General features: G+C 54.0%; 18 protein-coding genes. 4 read left to right on the forward strand and 14 right to left on the reverse strand.

Annotation, left to right across the window (positions count from 1 at the left end; genetic code table 11):
* Positions 1-7: 7 nt before the first annotated feature.
* Complete coding sequence (locus N7922_RS09635; RefSeq protein WP_263100324.1) at positions 8-259, reverse strand: acetyl-CoA carboxylase; 252 nt, start codon at positions 257-259, stop codon at positions 8-10.
* Positions 260-285: 26 nt separating this feature from the next.
* Positions 286-1,056, reverse strand: coding sequence for a 5-oxoprolinase subunit PxpA (locus tag N7922_RS09640; protein WP_263100325.1), 771 nt, complete (start codon positions 1,054-1,056; stop codon positions 286-288).
* 149 nt (positions 1,057-1,205) lie between these two features.
* Between N7922_RS09640 and N7922_RS09645 the strand changes: the two genes are divergently transcribed.
* Positions 1,206-2,123 carry a LysR family transcriptional regulator gene (locus tag N7922_RS09645; protein ID WP_263100326.1) on the forward strand — a complete coding sequence of 306 codons (918 nt, stop codon included), beginning with the start codon at positions 1,206-1,208 and terminating at the stop codon, positions 2,121-2,123.
* A 229-nt stretch (positions 2,124-2,352) separates the two neighbouring features.
* Positions 2,353-3,672 (forward strand): shikimate transporter, encoded by a 1,320-nt coding sequence (gene shiA, locus N7922_RS09650; protein WP_263100328.1) that lies wholly within the window; start codon positions 2,353-2,355, stop codon positions 3,670-3,672.
* 67 nt (positions 3,673-3,739) lie between these two features.
* Here the strand turns inward: shiA and fadK are convergent, their stop codons facing one another.
* The 5 genes from fadK to N7922_RS09675 form a co-directional block, all read right to left on the reverse strand.
* Entirely contained in the window at positions 3,740-5,407 is a 1,668-nt protein-coding gene (fadK, locus tag N7922_RS09655; protein ID WP_263100329.1) for a medium-chain fatty-acid--CoA ligase, read from the reverse strand.
* Positions 5,408-5,500: 93 nt separating this feature from the next.
* Positions 5,501-5,794: a ferredoxin family protein gene (locus N7922_RS09660; RefSeq protein WP_263100330.1), complete on the reverse strand. Its 294-nt coding sequence runs from the start codon at positions 5,792-5,794 to the stop codon at positions 5,501-5,503.
* A complete protein-coding gene (locus N7922_RS09665; protein WP_263100331.1) occupies positions 5,791-7,080 on the reverse strand; it encodes an FAD-dependent oxidoreductase in 1,290 nt (429 codons plus the stop codon). Before N7922_RS09665 ends, N7922_RS09660 begins: the two co-directional genes overlap by 4 nt.
* Before the next feature lie 56 nt (positions 7,081-7,136).
* The gene (locus N7922_RS09670; RefSeq protein ID WP_263100332.1) at positions 7,137-8,084 is read right to left on the reverse strand and encodes an electron transfer flavoprotein subunit alpha; all 948 of its coding nucleotides are present in this window, start codon (positions 8,082-8,084) and stop codon (positions 7,137-7,139) included.
* A 20-nt stretch (positions 8,085-8,104) separates the two neighbouring features.
* Positions 8,105-8,869, reverse strand: coding sequence for an electron transfer flavoprotein (locus tag N7922_RS09675; protein WP_263100333.1), 765 nt, complete (start codon positions 8,867-8,869; stop codon positions 8,105-8,107).
* Between the two features lie 327 nt (positions 8,870-9,196).
* On the opposite strand from N7922_RS09675, the gene N7922_RS09680 reads away from it, so the two are divergent.
* Positions 9,197-10,108, forward strand: coding sequence for an AraC family transcriptional regulator (locus N7922_RS09680; RefSeq protein WP_263100878.1), 912 nt, complete (start codon positions 9,197-9,199; stop codon positions 10,106-10,108).
* Between the two features lie 47 nt (positions 10,109-10,155).
* Here the strand turns inward: N7922_RS09680 and N7922_RS09685 are convergent, their stop codons facing one another.
* The 7 genes from N7922_RS09685 to N7922_RS09715 all read right to left on the reverse strand — a co-directional run bounded on the left by N7922_RS09685 (position 10,156) and on the right by N7922_RS09715 (position 17,900).
* Entirely contained in the window at positions 10,156-11,304 is a 1,149-nt protein-coding gene (locus tag N7922_RS09685) for an acyl-CoA dehydrogenase (protein ID WP_263100334.1), read from the reverse strand.
* Between the two features lie 13 nt (positions 11,305-11,317).
* Positions 11,318-12,913, reverse strand: a complete 1,596-nt coding sequence (locus tag N7922_RS09690; protein WP_263100335.1) for an acyl CoA:acetate/3-ketoacid CoA transferase — start codon at positions 12,911-12,913, stop codon at positions 11,318-11,320.
* Between the two features lie 158 nt (positions 12,914-13,071).
* Entirely contained in the window at positions 13,072-13,830 is a 759-nt protein-coding gene (gene aroD / locus N7922_RS09695; protein ID WP_263100336.1) for a type I 3-dehydroquinate dehydratase, read from the reverse strand.
* 26 nt (positions 13,831-13,856) lie between these two features.
* Entirely contained in the window at positions 13,857-14,723 is an 867-nt protein-coding gene (gene ydiB / locus N7922_RS09700; protein ID WP_263100879.1) for a quinate/shikimate dehydrogenase, read from the reverse strand.
* Between the two features lie 38 nt (positions 14,724-14,761).
* Complete coding sequence (locus N7922_RS09705) at positions 14,762-15,997, reverse strand: MFS transporter (protein WP_263100337.1); 1,236 nt, start codon at positions 15,995-15,997, stop codon at positions 14,762-14,764.
* Between the two features lie 265 nt (positions 15,998-16,262).
* Positions 16,263-17,483, reverse strand: coding sequence for an MFS transporter (locus tag N7922_RS09710; RefSeq protein WP_263100339.1), 1,221 nt, complete (start codon positions 17,481-17,483; stop codon positions 16,263-16,265).
* A 60-nt stretch (positions 17,484-17,543) separates the two neighbouring features.
* A complete protein-coding gene (locus N7922_RS09715; protein WP_263100880.1) occupies positions 17,544-17,900 on the reverse strand; it encodes a YdiL family protein in 357 nt (118 codons plus the stop codon).
* 265 nt (positions 17,901-18,165) lie between these two features.
* Here N7922_RS09715 and N7922_RS09720 point away from each other — a divergent pair, with 265 nt between their 5' ends.
* Positions 18,166-18,783 carry a hypothetical protein gene (locus N7922_RS09720; RefSeq protein ID WP_263100340.1) on the forward strand — a complete coding sequence of 206 codons (618 nt, stop codon included), beginning with the start codon at positions 18,166-18,168 and terminating at the stop codon, positions 18,781-18,783.
* Positions 18,784-18,789 lie beyond the last annotated feature (6 nt).

The following is an 18,789-nucleotide window of genomic DNA, read 5'->3' on the forward strand; positions in this document are numbered from 1 at the left end:
GCTGCGCTTATTCGTTATCGGTTTTTATTATGGCCAGGACCTGCCCGGGTTCGACGGCATCACCATTTTGTATGGTGATAGCGGTGATTGTTCCACTGGTCTCGGCAAATATTTCGCTGAACTGTTTCATGACTTCAATTAAACCAATTACCGTATCTGCTGCGACTTTATCTCCGGCCTCAACAAAGTGCGGTGCTTCCGGTGATGGCTGCCGATAAAAAACACCCGGCAACGGTGAAATAACTTCAATATCAGACATTTTATTTTTCTCCAGATAAGCGGGGGTTATTTCTCAGAGCCTGGTGAGCAGACGATAATGCCATTATTCACCAGTGCCATTTTTACCGAGCTGATAATTTCCAGCGCGCCAGGTGTATCACTGTGGATACAAATTGAATCGAAATGCACAGGGATTATATTGCCGGTCACGGTTTTCACTTTCCCCTCAAGGCAGGCCATTAACACTTTCTCTGTGATCGCCTGCACGCTGAGGCGACCCGTGCTGCGGGTGAAGACGATAAACCCTTGATCGTCATACTCCCGGTCGGCATAAAACTCGGTAATCACCGGGTGTTCCAGCCGCTGCGCTGCCCGCCAGACCGCCGAGTTCGCCATACAGTAGAGATAAAGACCGGCGTCGAGTTGATGCAGGGTGGAGACAAAATGTTGTGCTGCCGCGTCATCCCGCGCCAGGTGCATATATAATGCGCCGTGGGGTTTTATATGCTGCAATGGCTCCGCATATAAGCGCGCGAATTCCCGTAACGCTCCCAACTGATAAATAATATCGTTAACCAGTTCTTCTGTCGGGATGGATAAATGGCGGCGACCAAAACCCTGTAAATCATGAAATCCGGGATGGGCGCCAATCGCTACGCCATTTTTTCTCGCCGCTTCAACGGTTCTGTGCATAATATTGGGGTCGCCAGCGTGAAACCCGGTGGCAATATTGGCGGAACTTATTATCGTCATTAACGCATTGTCAACGCCGTCGCCGATTACCCATGATCCAAAACTTTCTCCTATATCGGAGTTGATATCTACGGTTCGTATCATAATAATTACTTATTTCCGGTGGGGAGCATTAATTCACTATATGAATATTTATTTGTATCCGGAAAGTAGTATTTTTAGATAGGCTGATATCAGAAAAACAGAACGCTTATTTGCGAACATTTACGATGAAATGATCAGAGGGTAAATCGATGCTGACGCTACGCCAAATCCGTTATTTTGTCGCCACGGCTGAAATGGGGCAGATCTCGCTGGCCGCCGTCCATCTCAATATTTCACAGTCGGCGGTGACTGGCGCTATTCAGGAGCTGGAGCAGCTCTTAGGTAAGAAACTGTTTACCCGCTCGGTCCACGGCATGATGCTGACAGACTACGGAAATCACTTTCTCAATCATGCCTATACCGTTTTGCAAACGGTGGATAACGCCGTGCGCAGTATGCCGGTCAGCGATACCGGCGTGCGCGGCACGCTGCGTCTGGCGGCAAGTTACACGGTAATTGGCTATTTTTTGCCGTTTCACCTTCAGCGGCTGATGCAGGACTATCCGCACATTGATATCCAGCTGTTTGAGTATGAGCGTCAGGATATTGAGCAGGGTCTGATAGACCAGACGCTGGATATGGCACTGGTGTTGACCGGAAATTTGCGCCATCAGTCGATTTATGCCGAAACCCTGTTTAACTCAACACGCCGGTTGTGGCTGCCATCGCGCCATCCGCTATGCGAAAAATCGCAGGTGACACTGGAAGATGTGGCCGACGAGCCCTTTATTATGCTCACCGTGGATGAAGCTGCAGACAGCGCCATGCGCTACTGGGAAGAGGCCGGGGCGAGTCCGGACGTCATCCTGCGCACCAGTTCCGTTGAGGCGGTGCGCAGTATGGTCGCCAATGGTTCGGGCGTCACCATCTTATCAGACCTGGTCTACCGGCCGTGGTCGCTGGAGGGGCGGCGCATTGAGACCCGTTCGCTGGTCAATAATGTGCATCCGATGAGCGTCGGTCTGGCGTGGCGCTATGATGCCTGTTTTACCCCGGCGATGGCGGCGCTGCGCGAATATTTCCGCAGCGCGTTCGTCACGCAGCAGATCAATATGGTGCGGCGTTAACACCTCTCTGCGCCTGTTCTTAGGCTTCACCGGATAATCGTCTGTGCATCCGCTTTCCCTGAGTTAAATTCCCCTTTCGTGCACGCGACCCCGTAAAAGGGTTTTCTCCTGCGGGTTGTCGCTGTAGTCTCAGGTGCGGCTTTTATTTTGCTGCGCACGATGTGAGTAATCTTTTCCCGCAACACATAACTATAAAAATTCGGATACTTTAGGAACGGACAGGACAACTATGGACTCCACGCTCATTACAACCCGCCCCAACGAGGAGACACCTTCACTTCACCGCGCCCGCCGTGCTGCCTGGGGCAGCTTTGCCGGAGCGGTAGTCGACTGGTACGATTTTCTGCTCTATGGCATTACCGCGGCGCTGGTGTTTAACCGCGAGTTTTTCCCACAGATCGATCCGGCGATGGGCACGCTTGCCGCCTTCGCCACCTTTGGCGTCGGTTTCTTGTTCCGCCCGCTGGGCGGCATTATCTTCGGCCATTTTGGCGACCGTCTGGGACGCAAACGGATGTTGATGATGACCGTCTGGATGATGGGCATCGCTACCGCCTGTATTGGTATTTTGCCGTCGTTCACCACCATCGGCTGGTGGGCGCCCACGCTGCTGGTGATTCTGCGCGCCCTTCAGGGCTTTGCCGTTGGGGGGGAATGGGGCGGTGCGGCGCTGCTGGCGGTGGAAAGTGCGCCCAAAGGTAAAAAAGCCTTCTACAGTAGCGGTGTGCAGGTGGGGTATGGCGTTGGTCTGCTGCTTTCCACCGGGCTGGTGTCGTTAATCAGCAGCCTGACCACCGACGAGCAGTTCCTGAGCTGGGGCTGGCGTTTGCCGTTCCTGTTCAGCATTGTGCTGGTGCTGGGGGCGCTGTGGGTGCGCAACGGCATGGAAGAGTCCGCCGAGTTTGAGCATACGCAGGCACAGCAATCAACGGGTGAGAAAAAACGTCTGCCGGTGTTCGAAGCGCTGGTGCGTCACCCGGCTGCCTTTTTAAAAATTATCGCTCTGCGCCTGTGCGAACTGTTGACGATGTATATCGTCACGGCGTTTGCGCTTAACTACTCAACGCAGAACCTCGGGTTGCCGCGCGAGCTGTTTCTCAATATTGGCCTGCTGGTTGGCGGCATCAGCTGCCTGACTATTCCGCTGTTCGCATGGATGGCGGACCGCTACGGGCGGCGACGCGTCTATATTACCGGTGCGTTGCTGGGCGCGTTGAGCGCGTTTCCGTTCTTTATGGCGCTGGAAGCGCGATCGATCCTCGGCGTGGTGATTTTCTCTTTGATGCTGGCCAATATCGCCCACGATATGGTGGTTTGCGTGCAACAGCCGATGTTCACGGAAATGTTCGGCGCGGGTTATCGCTACAGCGGCGCGGGCGTGGGGTATCAGGTTGCCAGCGTGGTGGGCGGCGGGTTTACGCCGTTTATTGCCGCCGCATTGTTGACCTTCTCCGGCGGCGAGTGGCATTCGGTGGCGATTTATCTGATGGCGGGATGTCTGCTTTCTGCCCTGACGGCGATGTTAATGAAAACACAACAGCCCCAATAATGCCGGGTGGTTTGCCGATCTGACGGTGGTTGCGCCAGCAGATCGGCCGATCCAACAGCAGGGGATATCATGAATGTGAGTAGCGCCGCGCCGGGCTGCTGCATTCGTTCTCGTTGCTCAGTCTCTGGATAATGTCCTGGCGCAGCAGGAATTTTTTGATCTTGCCAGAGGATGTTCTGGGCAGCTTATCCACGATGACGATGCGTTCCGGGTATTTATACTTCGCCATCCGCTTACGGCTGAAAAACGCCACCACATCCGCCAGCGGCAGCGATTGCCCCCGTGTTTTCAGCACCACATAAGCGCATGAGCGCTCACCCAGTCGCTCATCCGGCATGGCGACCACGCAGGCATCCTCAATGGCCGGATGCTGCAACAGCACGTCTTCCACTTCACGGCTGCTGATGTTCTCGCCGCCGCGCACGATGATGTCTTTTTTACGCCCGGTAATGCTGATATACCCTGCGTCGTCCATGCGACAGAGATCGCCGCTGTAATACCAGCCTTCTTTATCCAGCGCGCGGGCGGTCAGCTCCGGCTCACCGAGATACCCCATAAACACATTCGGCCCGCGGGACGCTTCTTCTCCTTCCATGCCGCGCGGCAGCGTTTTACGCGACTCATCCACCACTTTGATCTCCACCCCGGCGGCGGCATAGCCATCGGTATTCATCATTCGCGAGGGGGTATCGTCAAGATTGACCAGCGCATGGGGCGAGCTTTCCGTCGAACCATAAATACTTAACAGCTTTATCCCTAACTGCTGACAACCCTGCGCCACTTTTTTCGGGATGGTGGTACCGCCGCAGAGAAAGAAACGCAGCGATGAGAGATCGGCCGGCTGCTTCTCTACCACGCACAGAATGTCATAAACGAACGGTGTCGCGCCGAGCATGCAGGTGCAACGCTGTTGCTCCAGCATCGTAATGCAGGCGGTCGGGGTAAAAATGTCCAGCAACACGCTGCGTGCGCCAATCAGAAACGGCGCGGTCACGCCGTGCAGAAACCCCGTGGCGTGCCCCAGCGGCGCTGGCATCATAAACACATCCTGCCAGGTCAGATTCAACCGCGCGCAGTACGCCCGTTCGCTGGCCAGAATATTGTTGTGGGTCAGCATCACGCCTTTCGGCATTCCCTCGGTGCCGGAGGTAAACAGCACGGCGGCAAGTTCATCGCCGTGTACCTGGCGCGGCGCGGTGAGCGGGGCGTTATCTTGCAGTAGCTGGTGGAAGCTGAGCGAGGTTGTCGCTGGAGCCAGTTTATCCACGCCGACAATGCGCTGTAAGCCGGGTAACTGGTTTTGCAGCGGCAGGATCAGATCCACCGGACGGGTCTGTTTAAACAGGGTGGGGGCAAAGAAAATTTTTGCCTGGCATTTGTTTAACACCCACACCAGCTCCGCTTCCCGCCATGCAGGCAGCAGCGGCACTGAAACCGCGCCGGTTTTCAGGCAGGCCAGATAAATCACGGTAAATTCACACCAGCCCGGAAGCTGAAACGCAACGCGATCGCCAGGCTGAATGCCGTTGTTCAGCAACCATGTCGCCAGGCAACTTGCGGCGTGATCAAGGGCCGCGTAAGTGTAAGACGCGCCGTGGTTATCCACCACCGCGACTTTGTCTGGCATGGCGCGCAGGGTCTGGTGCCAGTAATCTCCCAGCGATGCATCCCCCCAAAAACCTTGCCGTCGGTACGCTTCCCGACGTTCAGCATTAAACGTTATCGTGACGCTCATGAACTCTTCTCAGTCAATAAACCGTTAAACGTGCGAACAGGAAGGACATCGTGAGCGGATGTCCTTTCGCGAATTTCAGGCGGTATTGCGGGATCAGCCGTAGCGGAAGTCGACGCCGAACGTGCCTGCCGGGTAGGTCCATTTGTCGAGGATGGTCTCCCCGCACAGCACGCGGCAGGTGCCGCATTCAAGGCAACCGGCGCAGTCGAAATGGATATTGCCTTCGGCATCCTGCTTGTAGAGATTGGCCGGGCAGGCGTTAAGCAATTTGCGAAACTCAGCAATATTGGGGTTATCCGCCAGAATAATGTGCGGATGGCCCTCATCGACATGGAATTTATTGACGCCCAGTTTGACGTCAACGTTAACGCTGTTTTCCTGACTCATAGTGCGGTCGCCCCTTTGATGCCATCTTTCAGTAAATTCATCAGCCCGATTTTCTTCATATGGGACATCATCATTTTGCGCACCGGCTGGTTCTGGCGGCCATCAACGGTAAACATATCGTTCATGATGCCTGCCACCATTTGCGGATACTGGGTAAACAGACGCGGGTTTTCCATCAGCGCCGGGAGCTTACGGAAGTGCTGCATGTCACGCATCACAAAGCTCTGCTCCAGCGCGCGTTTATAGTCCGACAACGCGTGCGCAGAGAAATCCTGCTGACGTTTTGCTGCGATGGCGGTGTTGGCCGCCGCCTCGGCTGACGCAATGGCTAAGTCCATACCGCGCACGGTAAAACCCAGATTGAGGCAGAAACCGGCGGCGTCGCCGACGATCATCACGCCGTCGCTCACCAGTTGCGGTACCATCGCCAGACCGCCTTCCGGCACCATATGCGCGGAGTACTCCAGCAATTTACCGCCCTGAATCAGCGGGCGAATGGACGGATGTTGTTTAAAATCTTCCAGCATCTGCGGCACGCTTTTCCCGGCCTGACCGATATCGCCGAGCCCGCACACCAGACCAATAGAGACCGAATCGCGGTTGGTATACAGGAACCCGCCGCCCATCAGGCCGTTCGAGGGCGAACCGGCAAACAGCCACGCTGCGCCCTCATTCCCTTCGAGGTTAAACCGATCGTTAATTTGCGCGGCGGGCAAGCCAATCAACTCCTTCACGCCCACGGCATAGTGGTGCGGCGAAGGGGCGGGCACCATGCCCAGCGAGCGGCCCAACAGGGAGTTCACACCGTCTGCAAGGATCACCACATTGGCCTCAAGAATGTCATCGCCCGCCTGCACGCCAGTGACCCGGTTGCCCTCGCGGATCAACGCGTCGACCCGCACGCCCGGAATAAACTGTGCGCCTGCCTGTTCCGCCTGCTCCATCAGCCACGGATCGAGCCGGTTACGCAGCACGGTGTATGAGGCCTGCGCGGGGAGGGCGGGTTTTTCCCGTTGAAAGTCGAGGGTGACGGCGTTTTCTTCGGTCAAAAAGGAGATCTTCTCGTGGGTCACCGTGCGCTCAATCGGCGCGTTCTGCGCGAAGCCCGGCATGATGCGCTCAATACTGTGCGCGTAAAGCCTGCCTCCGGTCATATTCTTACTGCCTGCGCTGTTGCCGCGTTCGATGACCAGTACATCCAGCCCGGCTTTAGCCATCACATAGGCGGCCACCGTTCCCGCCACGCCCGCGCCAACCACGATGGCGTCAAATCTTTCATCCGACATGCGTTATGCTCCCTTCCCGCTGCCCGCGCAGCGGGATATCTGCGTAAGAACGAGGGTCAGTGGCTCAGCTCGTCGATCAGGGCCGGGACCACTTTGTAGATATCGCCCACCAGGCCGTAATCGGCGTAATTGAAGATCGGTGCATTTTTGTCTTTATTGATGGCGACGATCACCTTCGCGCCATTGCCGCCGACCATATGCTGAATCTGACCGGAAATGCCCAGCGTCAGGTAGAGATCGGACTTCAGCAACACGCCGGAGACACCGACATAGCGCTCACGCTCCATCCAGTTTTCGCCTTCGGCAATCGGCCGGGAACATCCCACTTCTGCGCCCAGCACGCTGGCCAGTTCACGCACCATGGCGAGATCGTCTTGCGCCGCCAGACCACGGCCCACGCCGACCACACGTTTCGCTTTGCTCAAATCCACACTGCTCAGTGTCTTCGCCCGTCGCTGCTGGCAACGGATCTCATGGCGCGGCGCAATATACTCCGCCGTGGCGACGGGGCAGGTATGAGAGGGATCGGCGGCGGCGGGTTCCATCACCCCTGGCGCAAGGGTAATAATGGCCAGTGCGCTGTTCAGTTTTTCTTTACCAAAGGCCAGGCCGCCATACATGCGGTGCTGCGCGCAGACGCCGCTGGCGTCAACGCTGACTGCCGTTGCATCGTTAACCATGGTGGCATTGAGCAGCACGCTGAGTCTTGCACCCAGGGCTTTGCAGCGTTTGGTCGTGGTCATCAGCAGCAACGCGGGTTGACCGGCGCTCTGTTGCTCAATCAGCGCGGCAAGCGTTTCGGCGAAGTTTTCAATGCGTTGCAGGTCGGAATGCGGCTCAAGCACCGTTACGCTATCAGCGCCCAGCGCCTGCAGGCGGTTTACCTGTTCAGCGCCATACACAATGGCATGCACCTGCTGGCCCCATTGACGTGCGCCGGTCATTAATTCTGCGTAGCGTTCAGCATTGTCGCTCAGTACCCAGACGCGGGTTAATTGACTCATGATCTTCTTCTCCGTTGGGCTCAATTCAGGGCTTTTTTCACGTGTTCGGCCAGGGCAGCGATCGCTTCCGGCGAATCATTGTCGAGGATGATGTGTTTGCGCGTGGTGGCCGGCGGTACGATGATCTCCATCAGTTCCGCCTGCGGCGAGGTCGGGTTCCAGCCAATATCGCTGGGTTGCCACTGATTGACCGGTTTTTTGCCTGCACCAAGAATGGCTTTCATCGAAGGAATGCGAGGGGTGTTAATGTCCGACGTCACGCAGAGCACGGCAGGCGGCGTCAGTTCGATCACTTCCACATCCTCTTCGAGCGTGCGCTCAACGGTGAGTGTTGCGCCATCGTGCTGGATGCTGCTGACCGCGTTAATCACCGGCAGTTGCAGGAGCTCGCCAACCAGTAAGCCCACTTGCTGGGCGTAGAGGTCACCGGAACCTTCGCCAAACAGCATCACATCAAAGCCCATTTTCTCTGCCGCAGCGGCCAGCGCCTGTGCAGTTTCTTTCGGCAGGGCGTGTTCCAGTTGCGCATCCTGCACCATAAACAGGCTGTTTGGGCCACGGGAAAGGACGTCTTTACGCACTTTCGAGTTTTGCAGCAGTGAGCCGCCGACGGTCAGTGCGGCAACATCATCGCCTTCACTGGCGAGTTGTGTGGCCGCTTCGATGGCATTGAGATCGAACTGGCTGATCTTCGCCTCTGCATTGTCAAAGCTGAGCGTATGGTCGGGCATGACCATAATGTCCTGTTCCTCAGGCACCAGTTTAAAGCAGGTTATTATTTTCATGGCATCTCCTGTAAGTCGCGGGCGAATATTGGCGGTGACGCCAACATCGACGGAAGGTCAAATGTGACTGGAAATAGTGTGCGATAGCGGGATCGGGTTTTCGACGGGGCAAGCTGTTTTCGTTGCTAACAATCTTGCAAAAAAAGTGAGATCGGCTGAGCAAAATAAAAGTCAGTGAAAATAAATTGTGCGCGTAAACATATTATCTTGCATGCCCGGTAAATAATCTTGTTCTGCACCTGTAAAGTACAGTTGAATAACCGCGGCGCTCGCTCTATTTTATCCTTATTATTTTGTTTAGGCTTATTCTCAACATGTGAGGTTGTCATGTATCAGCGATGCTTTGATAATGCCATGGAACCCCTTTTCGCACAGGGGGAAACACCCCGATTTTCACGCTTTGTCATCAGCGATGATCCGGCCTGGGAATCCGGGCATCATGTTCACGATAATGAAACCGAGCTTATTTACGTCAAAAATGGCGTGGCGCGATTAATCATTGACTCCTCGCTGTATGTCGCGCATGCGGATGATATTGTGGTGATTGAACGGGGGCGGTTGCATGCCGTGGCATCGGATGCCAACTCGCCCGCCACCACCTACACCTGCGCTCTGCATGGCTTCCGCTTTCGCGATCGGGAAGAGCACCAGTTGTTGCAACCACACTCGTGTCCGGTCATTTCCGCCGGGCAGGGGAAAGAGGTGATTAAAAGCATATTTAATGAATTGAGCGTAATGTTGCCGCAAAGTAAAAATACCTTAACGTCGTCTGTCTATGATGCCTTTGCCTATGCATTGACGGTGTTGTACTACGAGAATTTTAAAAATGCCTACCGTTCGGAGCAGGGCTATATTAAAAAAGATGCATTAATTAAAGATATTCTGGTCTATTTGAATAACAACTACCGCAAAAAAATAACGCTCGAACAGTTGTCAAAACAATTTCGCGCCAGTGTCAGTTATATCTGTCACGAATTTACCAAAGAGTACCGTATTTCTCCCATCAACTATGTGATCCAGCGGCGGATGACCGAAGCCAAATTTGCGCTGACCAATACCGACAATTCGCTGGCGGAAATCTCCTGGCGAGTGGGGTATGAAAATGTGGACCACTTCGCCAAGCTTTTTCTGCGTCATGGCGGCTGCTCGCCAAGCGATTACCGCCGGCAATTTAAAAATAATGTCAGTGAGCAAGAGCATCGGTCCGGATTTTATCCGCAGGAAAAGGTGCTGTTTTAGGTTGTCACCTCAGTTCCCGGCAAACCGGGAACTGAGGGCTTACCCGCTTAGTCCTGGTAGTCTTTCAGGATCTGCCGACCCGCCACATAAATCATGATCTCATCCGTACCGCCGCCGATACGTTCACAACGCACATCGCGCCAGAATCGGGAAACGCGCGCTTCGTCGGTGTAACCCAGCCCGCCCATGATCTGAATGGCATCATCGATCACTTCCATCGCCGTACGCGCACAGTAGAGTTTCGCCAGTGCGGCGCTGGTGCGCAGGGACTGTTGCTGATCCGCCTGCCAGGCCACTTTCAGCACCATATTGCGCATGTTGTCGACTTTGATGGCCATCAGCGCCAGTTTCTCCTGGATCATCTGGTTATGACCAATCGGTTTGCCAAAGGCAATGCGCTGATTGGCATAACGAGCGGCATCTTCAAACGCGCATTCGGCAAAGCCGGTGCTGCGTGCGGCGTTGATCAGGCGTTCCATCTCAAAGTTATACATCACATTGAGAAAGCCCATCCCCTCTTCGCCAACCATATCGCTCTCCTCAACTTCCACATTGTCGAGGTAGACTTCGCAGGTACTCAGCATATGCCAGCCGATTTTATGCAGCGGGTTGACTTTGATGCCCGGTTTTTTGGCATCCACCCACCACAGCGTAAAGGCTCTTTTCGGATCTTTCGGTTGCGGATCGCGTGCCAGCACCAGCATGTAAGGGTACTCTTTCGCACCGGTAATAAAGGTTTTTTGCCCGTTCAGGTACACCTTGCCGTTTTTGCGCGTGTAGCTGGTGGTGGCGCTGTTGTTATCGGAACCCGCACCTGGCTCCGTTAAGGCCAGCGCATACGCCGGATCGCCGGTTTCCATGGTGCTTTCGGCGGTTTTACGCAGTTGCTCGGCAGAGCCGAAACGGCGCATGCTGTGAATACACTGCCCGTTGGTGATAAGAAACGCGGGCGCGCCGCATTTCGACACTTCCATCAGCGCCAGCATCTGCGTGACATAATCCGCCGGGATGCCGCCGAACTCTTCCGGGACACCGAGCATCGAAATGCCGTTATCGGCCAGCGCGCGCATAAATTCACGCGGGTAGGTTGCTGTCTGATCGCAGGTGCGGAAATACTCTTCCGGGAAGTTACTGGTGATCAGTTCGCGGATGCTGGCAAGCAGCAACTCCTGCTCTTCGGTTAAAGAAAAATCCATTATCGTACTCCTGTTAATTGGCCGCTTCGGGTAAGACGAATCCCATGGTGGCGTCGATAAATAAGCGTTCGTCCATCTGTTTCAGATGTGGGGAAATAACCGGGGCGAACTCCATGTTGTCCAGAATGTCTTTTTGCAGGTCGACACCTGGCGCAATCTCGATTAAATGGAGACCGTCTTCTTTCAGCGTAAATACCGCGCGTTCGGTGATATAGCGGACATCCAGCCCGCGTTCGAGGGCAATTTTTCCACTAAAGGTAATTTCCGGCAGCGTAGAAATGAATTTTTTCACCCGGCCTTCCTGCACAATGCGCAATTGACCGTCGGTAATATCCGTTTTCAGACCGGCGGCGGTCAGCGTGCCGCAGAACACAATTTTCCTTGAGGTGGCGCTAATATCAATAAACCCGCCGGTGCCCATAATCTTGCCATTGAATTTATGCACGCCGACGTTACCGTGCTGATCCACTTCGGCAAAACTGAGGTAACAGACATCCAGACCACCGCCGTGGTAGAAATCAAATTGCGAGGTCATATCCAGAATGGCGCGGGTATTCACGTTGGCGCCAAATGCCACTCCTTGCGAGGTGATGCCGCCAACCGGCCCGGTTTCCACCGTCAGGACAAAGTCGTCTGCGCAGCCTTCTTCCCGCGCCACCAGCCCGATGCCGTCCGCAATGCCGACACCGACGTTACCCACGGCGCCTTTGCGCATCTCAAACAGCGCACGGCGCGCCACCAGCTTGCGCTGATTGAGGGGCAGGGTGAGCTGCGTGCTGTCATCGAGAGTAAAATCGCCAGAGATAAAGCGGTTCACCGGGGCACCGCCGTACAACTGTGTCTGGTTTGGGTCAACGACCACGATATCCACCAGGTAGCCGGGGATACGTACTGATTTAGGATGCAGGGTGGCTTTTTTCACCATTTTCTGCACTTGCATCATCACGATGCCGCCGTTGTTATGCACCGCCTGAGCCAGCACCAGCGCATCCAGATACATCACTTCATCTTCAAACGAGGCGTAACCTTCGCTGTCGCAGGTGGTGGCGCGGATAAAGGCGATATCCGGCGCAATCGCTTTGTAGTAGAGGTACTCTTTGTTATCGATCTCCACCAGCTTGATCAGTTCCTCTTTGGTGACCTCATTCAGCTTGCCGCCCTGCTGGCGGGGGTCAACGAACGTCCCGATACCGATATCACTGAGAATGCCGGGCTGATGGGCGGCGGCGGCGCGCAGCGTCTGTGTCAATACGCCCTGCGGGTAGTTATAGGCGGCGATTTTTCCTTGCTCAGCCAGATCGGAGATGCGCGGTGATTGCCCCCAGTGCCCGCATAACGCCCATTTCACCAGACCTTCCTGCGCCAGCGGGCTGATACCACGATCGGCGCGGTCGCCCAGCCCGGTCGGACTGATGAGGGAAAGATTACGCGGTGTTTGCGTCTGTTTATATTTCTCCGCTAACGCGGTAATTAATGTGGTGGCTTCAAGAATGCCGCCGCCAGCGCCTAAAACACAAAGCGTGGCTTCGTCCGGAATATAATTCACCGCGTCCTGCGCAGACAGCACAGTGACACGCCCATTAATGCGTGTGGGTCTTTCAGGTTTCATAATTGCTCCTCGAAATAACCGGGCGGGTCGCCGCATTATTCGCCGTGTAGCGAAATAAAGGCGTACGAATCCGCGGAATATTTATTGAAAATATTCGCGTCCGGTCATTTTCTTTTAATCAAGGGCGGGAGTGTGTCTTCCCGCCTGAATGTCGTTTATTAAGCCTGATGCAATACCGCTAATACCGTCCGCAGATCGCTAACGGATATTTGACCCGGCGCGGAGGCTTTTTTTACCGCGCCAAATGTGGCCGCGGAACCGAACACCTCACCCGCCAGACGTGAAATCACCCCTGTTTTAGACATCGACATGGTGATGATAGGGCGGTCGGCATAGCGCTCGTGCATCTCCAGCGTTGCGGTAAGCAGCGTCAGGACATCGTTTTTGTTTTGCGGCATCAGTGCGATTTTGGGAATATCCGCGCCAAGCTGCTGCATTTTCCGCAGGCGCTGAACGATCTCCTCCACCGGCGGTGTTTTATGGAAGTCATGATTGGACATAATGACTTTCACGTTTTTCGCGTGCGCATGCTCCACGGTGGCTTTGACCAGTTCGTCACCGGTAAACAGCTCCAGATCGATCATATCCACCAGGCCGCTGTCCACGGCGGCGCGGTTTAACGCAATATACTGCTCTGTCGACAACGCCTGTTCACCGCCTTCTTTGGCACTGCGGAAGGTAAACAGCAGGGGTTTATCGGCCATGATGTTACGGATCACGGATGCGGCTTCCAGCACGGCCTCAACCGAGGCCACATTGGCGAAATGGTCGACACGCCACTCGAGGATATCGAAATCCGCGTCGCGATAGGCCTGCGCTTCAGATTTCACACTGGCGATATCTTTTCCCATTAACGACACGATAATCCTGGGAGCCCCTTCGCCAATCACGAGTTTTTTTACGGTTACGGTTTTCATTGAGTACCTTTTTTTTCACCAGCCTGTCAGGCTTCGAAGCCCATGGCCTGTTTCACGTATTCCAGAGGGAACTCTTTACCGGTCCACAGCTTGAACTGTTCAGCCCCTTGCCATAACAACATGCCGTAACCATCAATTGTTTTGCAACCGGCTTGTTGCGCTTGCTGCAATAACTTCGTGATATGTGGGTTATAAACGCATTCGGTGACCAGTAATTCCGGGCGCAGCAGGCTGACATCGCTGATGAGTGATTCATTTTCCATCGGTTTCATGCCGACTTTGGTGCCGTTGGTGAGGATATCTGCCGTGGCGAGGGCGGCCGCAAAGGCTTTCTGGTCTTCAAGATCCGTGACGGTGACCACGCAATCGGTGTTTTCGTTAACCCGTTTGGCGAAGGCGACGGCTTTTTCAAAGAAGTCGTCCCGGCGGTTAAACAGTTTAATCTCTTTAATGCCTTCAATCGCCGCCTGCGCGCCAATCGCGGTGGATGCGCCCCCGGCGCCCAGCAGCACCATGGTTTTGCCTTTGATGTCGAAACCGCTCTCTTTGATGGCGCGAATATGCCCTGTGCCGTCGGTATTGTAGCCGCGCAGGTAGCCATCATCGTTAACAATGGTATTAATGGCACCGACCAGTTTTGCCGCCGGGGTTAATTCATCCACATAGTCGCATGCCAGTTGTTTATTCGGCATGGAAACCCCGGTGCCGCGCATTTTTAAGGCTTTCAACCCGGCAATGGCGTTTGCAAAGGTAGAGTTGTCGACTTCAAATGCCATATAGGTAAAAGGCAGCCCGGCTTTTTCCAGCGCTTTGTTTTGCATTTCCGGAGACAGACTGTGCCGGATAGGGTAGGCCATCAGGCCAATCAGTTCATATTTAGCAGTAACATCCATCATAAACTCCTTGAACTTTTATCGTGAATCGAAGCTGTTTATTGAAAATACCGTTCGCCGAACCGCACATCGTTTTTTGGAATATTGAATACGCGGTAGTAACGGACGAAGACAATGAGCGCGGTGATGAAGGCCAGCAGCGCAAAAACGAAATCCAGCGCGATGATGTATTGCAGGCCAATTGTTGAGAGGTAACCGGTGATCAGCGGAATAACAAAGTTTGCCAGTCCGCCCATCATCATATAAACGCTGGTGACTTTGGCTTTGCTTTTCGGGAAGAACTCCGACATCACGGAGACACCGAGTTGCAGGATGCCGCCTGCGGCAGAAAAGCCGATAACAAAAGCGCCGGCATTACACACCAATGGTGACGGGTACAAATAGATGACCGCAGCGGTCAGCGTCGCCAGCCCGGCGTTAAAGACATTGGCCCAGATAGGGCGCACGGTTTTTTTCAGCAGCGCGGCGAAGATAAACACGCACAGCAGCGACCCCATGCTGTAGTAAGAGATGGTTTTCAGGGCGTCGGATTCCGCCATACCGGCAAACGCCATGGCGTATTTCGGCATCCACACCACGATGACGTAAAACGTCGAGAAGGCGGCAACACCAAACAATACCGACGCCACGCCTTCCAGCCATGGCAGCGGTTTGCTGTTCATTTGCGGTAAGGCTTTGGCGACGCTGGCATCCACCTGCTGACCGGGGAAGCGGCTTTTCAACAGCAGCAGGGTGATAAGCACAAACAGTGCGCCCGGAATGATCACGCCATAGCCGTACCAGATGTTATTGAGCAGCATATAGCTGACGATCATGGGGTAGAGCATCTGCCCGAAGGAAACCATTGCTTTCACCAGGATCACCGCCGAGCCGGAGGCCGTCGGGAAACACTCCATCAGCGCCGGGTAGCCGCCGGTATCCAGTGCCGAGTTGGCGACGCCGACGCACACGGCCAGAATAAAGGCCACCATCAGGTTCGGGCTGGCGGGAATACCAAAGAAAAAGCACATATATAAGACAACGCCCAACAGAATCACCGCCCGGCGACCGAACTTGTCGGAAATCACGCCAAAGAAGAGAATACTGACCAGACGACCAAGACCGATACCGGAAATTAAATAGGCAATGCCCGCGTTGTCGGTGGAGAATTTCGCCGCCAGCGACGTCATATTTTGTGCCAGCGTGATAACGCTTATCCCGTGTAAGAAATAACTGAGATAGATACAGATAACTGCGAGGATAAAAGGGGTGCTGAAAGCCTTATTCTGAGACATTTTTTCACAGCTCCATGCTAATTTTAAATTTGTTCTCCCGCGCCTGTTACTGTGATATCCGGCAGCGAGTTTAGTGATTACTGTACGTGGTTGCTGTGGCCGGACATACATAGCATGGCGTTTAATTTGCCAGGTTTATTGCAGGGTAAAATGTGATGTGAAATGTCTTTGACGCTGTTTCTGGCGTGAATGATTAAGGCGGGAAATATCGTCCGTATTATGTTGCAAAAGCGCATCAACAATATTGCATGGGCAAGCTGGCAGGTTATTCCGCGAGCGGCGATATATTGACTAAACGCCGGGATTCCATCCGGCTGCGCAGACCAATAAACAGCGCCAGCAGAAAACCAACGGCGGCAATGGCGGTATCAAACCACATAATATCGGCAATGCTGTGCTCCGAGAGGCGTGCGGTGATCAACGGGATGGTAAAGGTGGCGATGCTTCCTGCGCTGTAATAAATGCCGGTGGCTTTGCCTTTCGCATGCGGAAAGCGGGCGGCCATCAGCGTCAGGCCAATCTGCACTACGCCACCCGCCGAGGAGAAACCAATGACAAACGAAAAAACCACCACCACAGACACGCTGGGATGCAGGCACACCGTCAATAACGCCACAAACGAAATAAAGGTGTACAGCATCAACAGGGTCATGGTTCTGGCGGTTTTCCGTACCAGCGGGGCGGTAATAAATACGCAGAGCAGTGAGCCACAGGTGTAGACGCTGAGCAGTTTGATGGAAGCGGTATAAGACATGCCCACCACAAACTGACCGTATTGTGCAAGCCACTGACTGATAAGATAAAACGTGGTCATTGCAACATAGCCATACAGCGTATAGCTGGCGAGATCGATAACCGAACAGCGGTGTTTAACCGGCGTTGCCGCGCTGTCTGGCGCAGGTTTGGCGGCAAGGGCCTGACGCCCGCGGTGCGGTGGAAATGTGCAGCGCAGCAAAAACACGCCGTTGAGGATCATAATGGCGGCGGCAATCAAAAACGACCAGCCAAACCACAGTTCCGCCCACACCAGCAGGCTGATGATCATCGGTAACAGAAACTGCCCTGCGGAAATAAACGCTTTGATCAGCACATTCGCGGTGCCGGGTGCGCGTGGAAATGCCTCCATCAGGCTGGGGTAGGTTCCGGCATCGAGAAAACTGTTGGCAATCCCGGCGATAAAGCCAAAGGCGTAGGCCACGAGAATGTTGTGCGTATTAATAATGCCGAAAAAAAACGCGAGATAGCAGATCATGCCGAAGATAATAAAGGGTCGTCGACCGAACTTATCGGATAAGACACCGGAGAAAAAGAGGACGCTTAACCGGCCAATACCGAGCGACGAGATCACCACCGAGACACCGGCCGCGTTGGTCTGCCACTGGAGTTCGAGCGCGGACATATTGAGGCTCATCAGGATGACCCCCATTCCATGCACCAGGTAATTCAGATAGAGACCCAGTGCCGTAGAGAGATATGCATTTTTCATCTTTATGTGTACTGCGTGACGGTAAAATGAATCATCAGTGGCGTGAGCCGCTCAACCGCGTTAACACAGATGTTCCAGATCGTGTGCATAGAGTTCGGCGGCCACCGACTGATAAACTTTCCAGTCCAGATAATCGCCATCACGATATACCGCCTTAAAAGCGGCTAAATCTGCGAAAAAACGCATCGTATTATTGCCGATACGATTATTTATTCGGTTGATGAGGGCGTTGATGTGAGTTTGTCTTTTTTTTCTCAGTTCCAGTAATTTTGCAACAATATCCGCCGGGATCGCTTTCTCGCCATTTTCCCATGACTGCCACTCCGCTGCGGTGTTTTCCGGCGCAATCCAGATAGCGCACTCTTCAACGGTCATGGCGAAAATATGGCGTAATGCCTGCAATTCATATGCGTTCATCATTTAATTGCTTCATGTAAAAACGATTACGCATAAATAACACGAATACACAGAACGCATATTGAACAGAGTCACAGGATCTTGTGCAATATTATTTGTTATCAGTCTGTAAAGTGAGATGGCGAGTTCTGGAAGCGAGGCCGAAGAAATTGTTTTTATTACGCTGTGCAATGCAAAGATATTTGCCACCGCGCGGTGAAATCAATAGGGTTATTTTTGTATCTCCAATACTTTTTTATCTGATGACCAAAGGAAGGTAATCACCATGAAGAGTAGTGAATTTGTGACGGAAAAAATGCGCGAGTTTATGCAACGGGGTGACATGGGGGCAGAAAGTTTCCGTGAACTGTTGGCTGAAATGAAGCGACACCCGTGGTATCAGTCTCAGCTTCAGCGCCTTGAACAACTGCGGCAACCGGAAAGTCGTGCAAACCCTTTTGTCGGTTATTTATGCGCCGACAGTAACGCAGAGGCGATTGTTGAATCGCTCCGACGCTATCTGGCGGTGGATGAGGAGCCGAAGCAGGTGGAGAGCGAAGCCTATTATGAGTGTCTGGTGCAGCACATCACGGCGCTTGACATTCGCGTGGTTAAACCGGGTCCGGAGGGAATACCTCCGCGTCCGGGTGAAGATCCTCAAGGGGTGGTGATAGCGTTCGCCACTGCGCCCTGTATTATTGTTCATCCTGCTGCAACACCGGAGGTGCGCGCATTGCGCGTGTTGCACATGCTGTGTCTGATAGGGTTGGGGCTTTCCGGCATTTACTACGATGACGATACCGGGATCGGGCAGGAGGCGGCGTTGTGTCATGCTGTCGCCACCGGGTTTCTCGCGCAGGAAAAAGCGGGATGGGGCACCACTGAAGAGCAGGAGCGGACGTGATAAAAA

This window comes from Kosakonia sp. ML.JS2a, assembly GCF_025642095.1.
Classification (GTDB): domain Bacteria; phylum Pseudomonadota; class Gammaproteobacteria; order Enterobacterales; family Enterobacteriaceae.

Excerpts from the sequence above, each read along its gene's own strand:
- N7922_RS09635 (WP_263100324.1), bottom strand. The coding sequence starts at position 259 with ATGTCTGATATTGAAGTTATTTCACCGTTGCCGGGTGTTTTTTATCGG.
- N7922_RS09640 (WP_263100325.1), bottom strand. The coding sequence starts at position 1,056 with ATGATACGAACCGTAGATATCAACTCCGATATAGGAGAAAGTTTTGGA.
- N7922_RS09645 (WP_263100326.1), top strand. The coding sequence starts at position 1,206 with ATGCTGACGCTACGCCAAATCCGTTATTTTGTCGCCACGGCTGAAATG.
- shiA (WP_263100328.1), top strand. The coding sequence starts at position 2,353 with ATGGACTCCACGCTCATTACAACCCGCCCCAACGAGGAGACACCTTCA.
- fadK (WP_263100329.1), bottom strand. The coding sequence starts at position 5,407 with ATGAGCGTCACGATAACGTTTAATGCTGAACGTCGGGAAGCGTACCGA.
- N7922_RS09660 (WP_263100330.1), bottom strand. The coding sequence starts at position 5,794 with ATGAGTCAGGAAAACAGCGTTAACGTTGACGTCAAACTGGGCGTCAAT.
- N7922_RS09665 (WP_263100331.1), bottom strand. The coding sequence starts at position 7,080 with ATGTCGGATGAAAGATTTGACGCCATCGTGGTTGGCGCGGGCGTGGCG.
- N7922_RS09670 (WP_263100332.1), bottom strand. The coding sequence starts at position 8,084 with ATGAGTCAATTAACCCGCGTCTGGGTACTGAGCGACAATGCTGAACGC.
- N7922_RS09675 (WP_263100333.1), bottom strand. The coding sequence starts at position 8,869 with ATGAAAATAATAACCTGCTTTAAACTGGTGCCTGAGGAACAGGACATT.
- N7922_RS09680 (WP_263100878.1), top strand. The coding sequence starts at position 9,197 with ATGTATCAGCGATGCTTTGATAATGCCATGGAACCCCTTTTCGCACAG.
- N7922_RS09685 (WP_263100334.1), bottom strand. The coding sequence starts at position 11,304 with ATGGATTTTTCTTTAACCGAAGAGCAGGAGTTGCTGCTTGCCAGCATC.
- N7922_RS09690 (WP_263100335.1), bottom strand. The coding sequence starts at position 12,913 with ATGAAACCTGAAAGACCCACACGCATTAATGGGCGTGTCACTGTGCTG.
- aroD (WP_263100336.1), bottom strand. The coding sequence starts at position 13,830 with ATGAAAACCGTAACCGTAAAAAAACTCGTGATTGGCGAAGGGGCTCCC.
- ydiB (WP_263100879.1), bottom strand. The coding sequence starts at position 14,723 with ATGGATGTTACTGCTAAATATGAACTGATTGGCCTGATGGCCTACCCT.
- N7922_RS09705 (WP_263100337.1), bottom strand. The coding sequence starts at position 15,997 with ATGTCTCAGAATAAGGCTTTCAGCACCCCTTTTATCCTCGCAGTTATC.
- N7922_RS09710 (WP_263100339.1), bottom strand. The coding sequence starts at position 17,483 with ATGAAAAATGCATATCTCTCTACGGCACTGGGTCTCTATCTGAATTAC.
- N7922_RS09715 (WP_263100880.1), bottom strand. The coding sequence starts at position 17,900 with ATGAACGCATATGAATTGCAGGCATTACGCCATATTTTCGCCATGACC.
- N7922_RS09720 (WP_263100340.1), top strand. The coding sequence starts at position 18,166 with ATGAAGAGTAGTGAATTTGTGACGGAAAAAATGCGCGAGTTTATGCAA.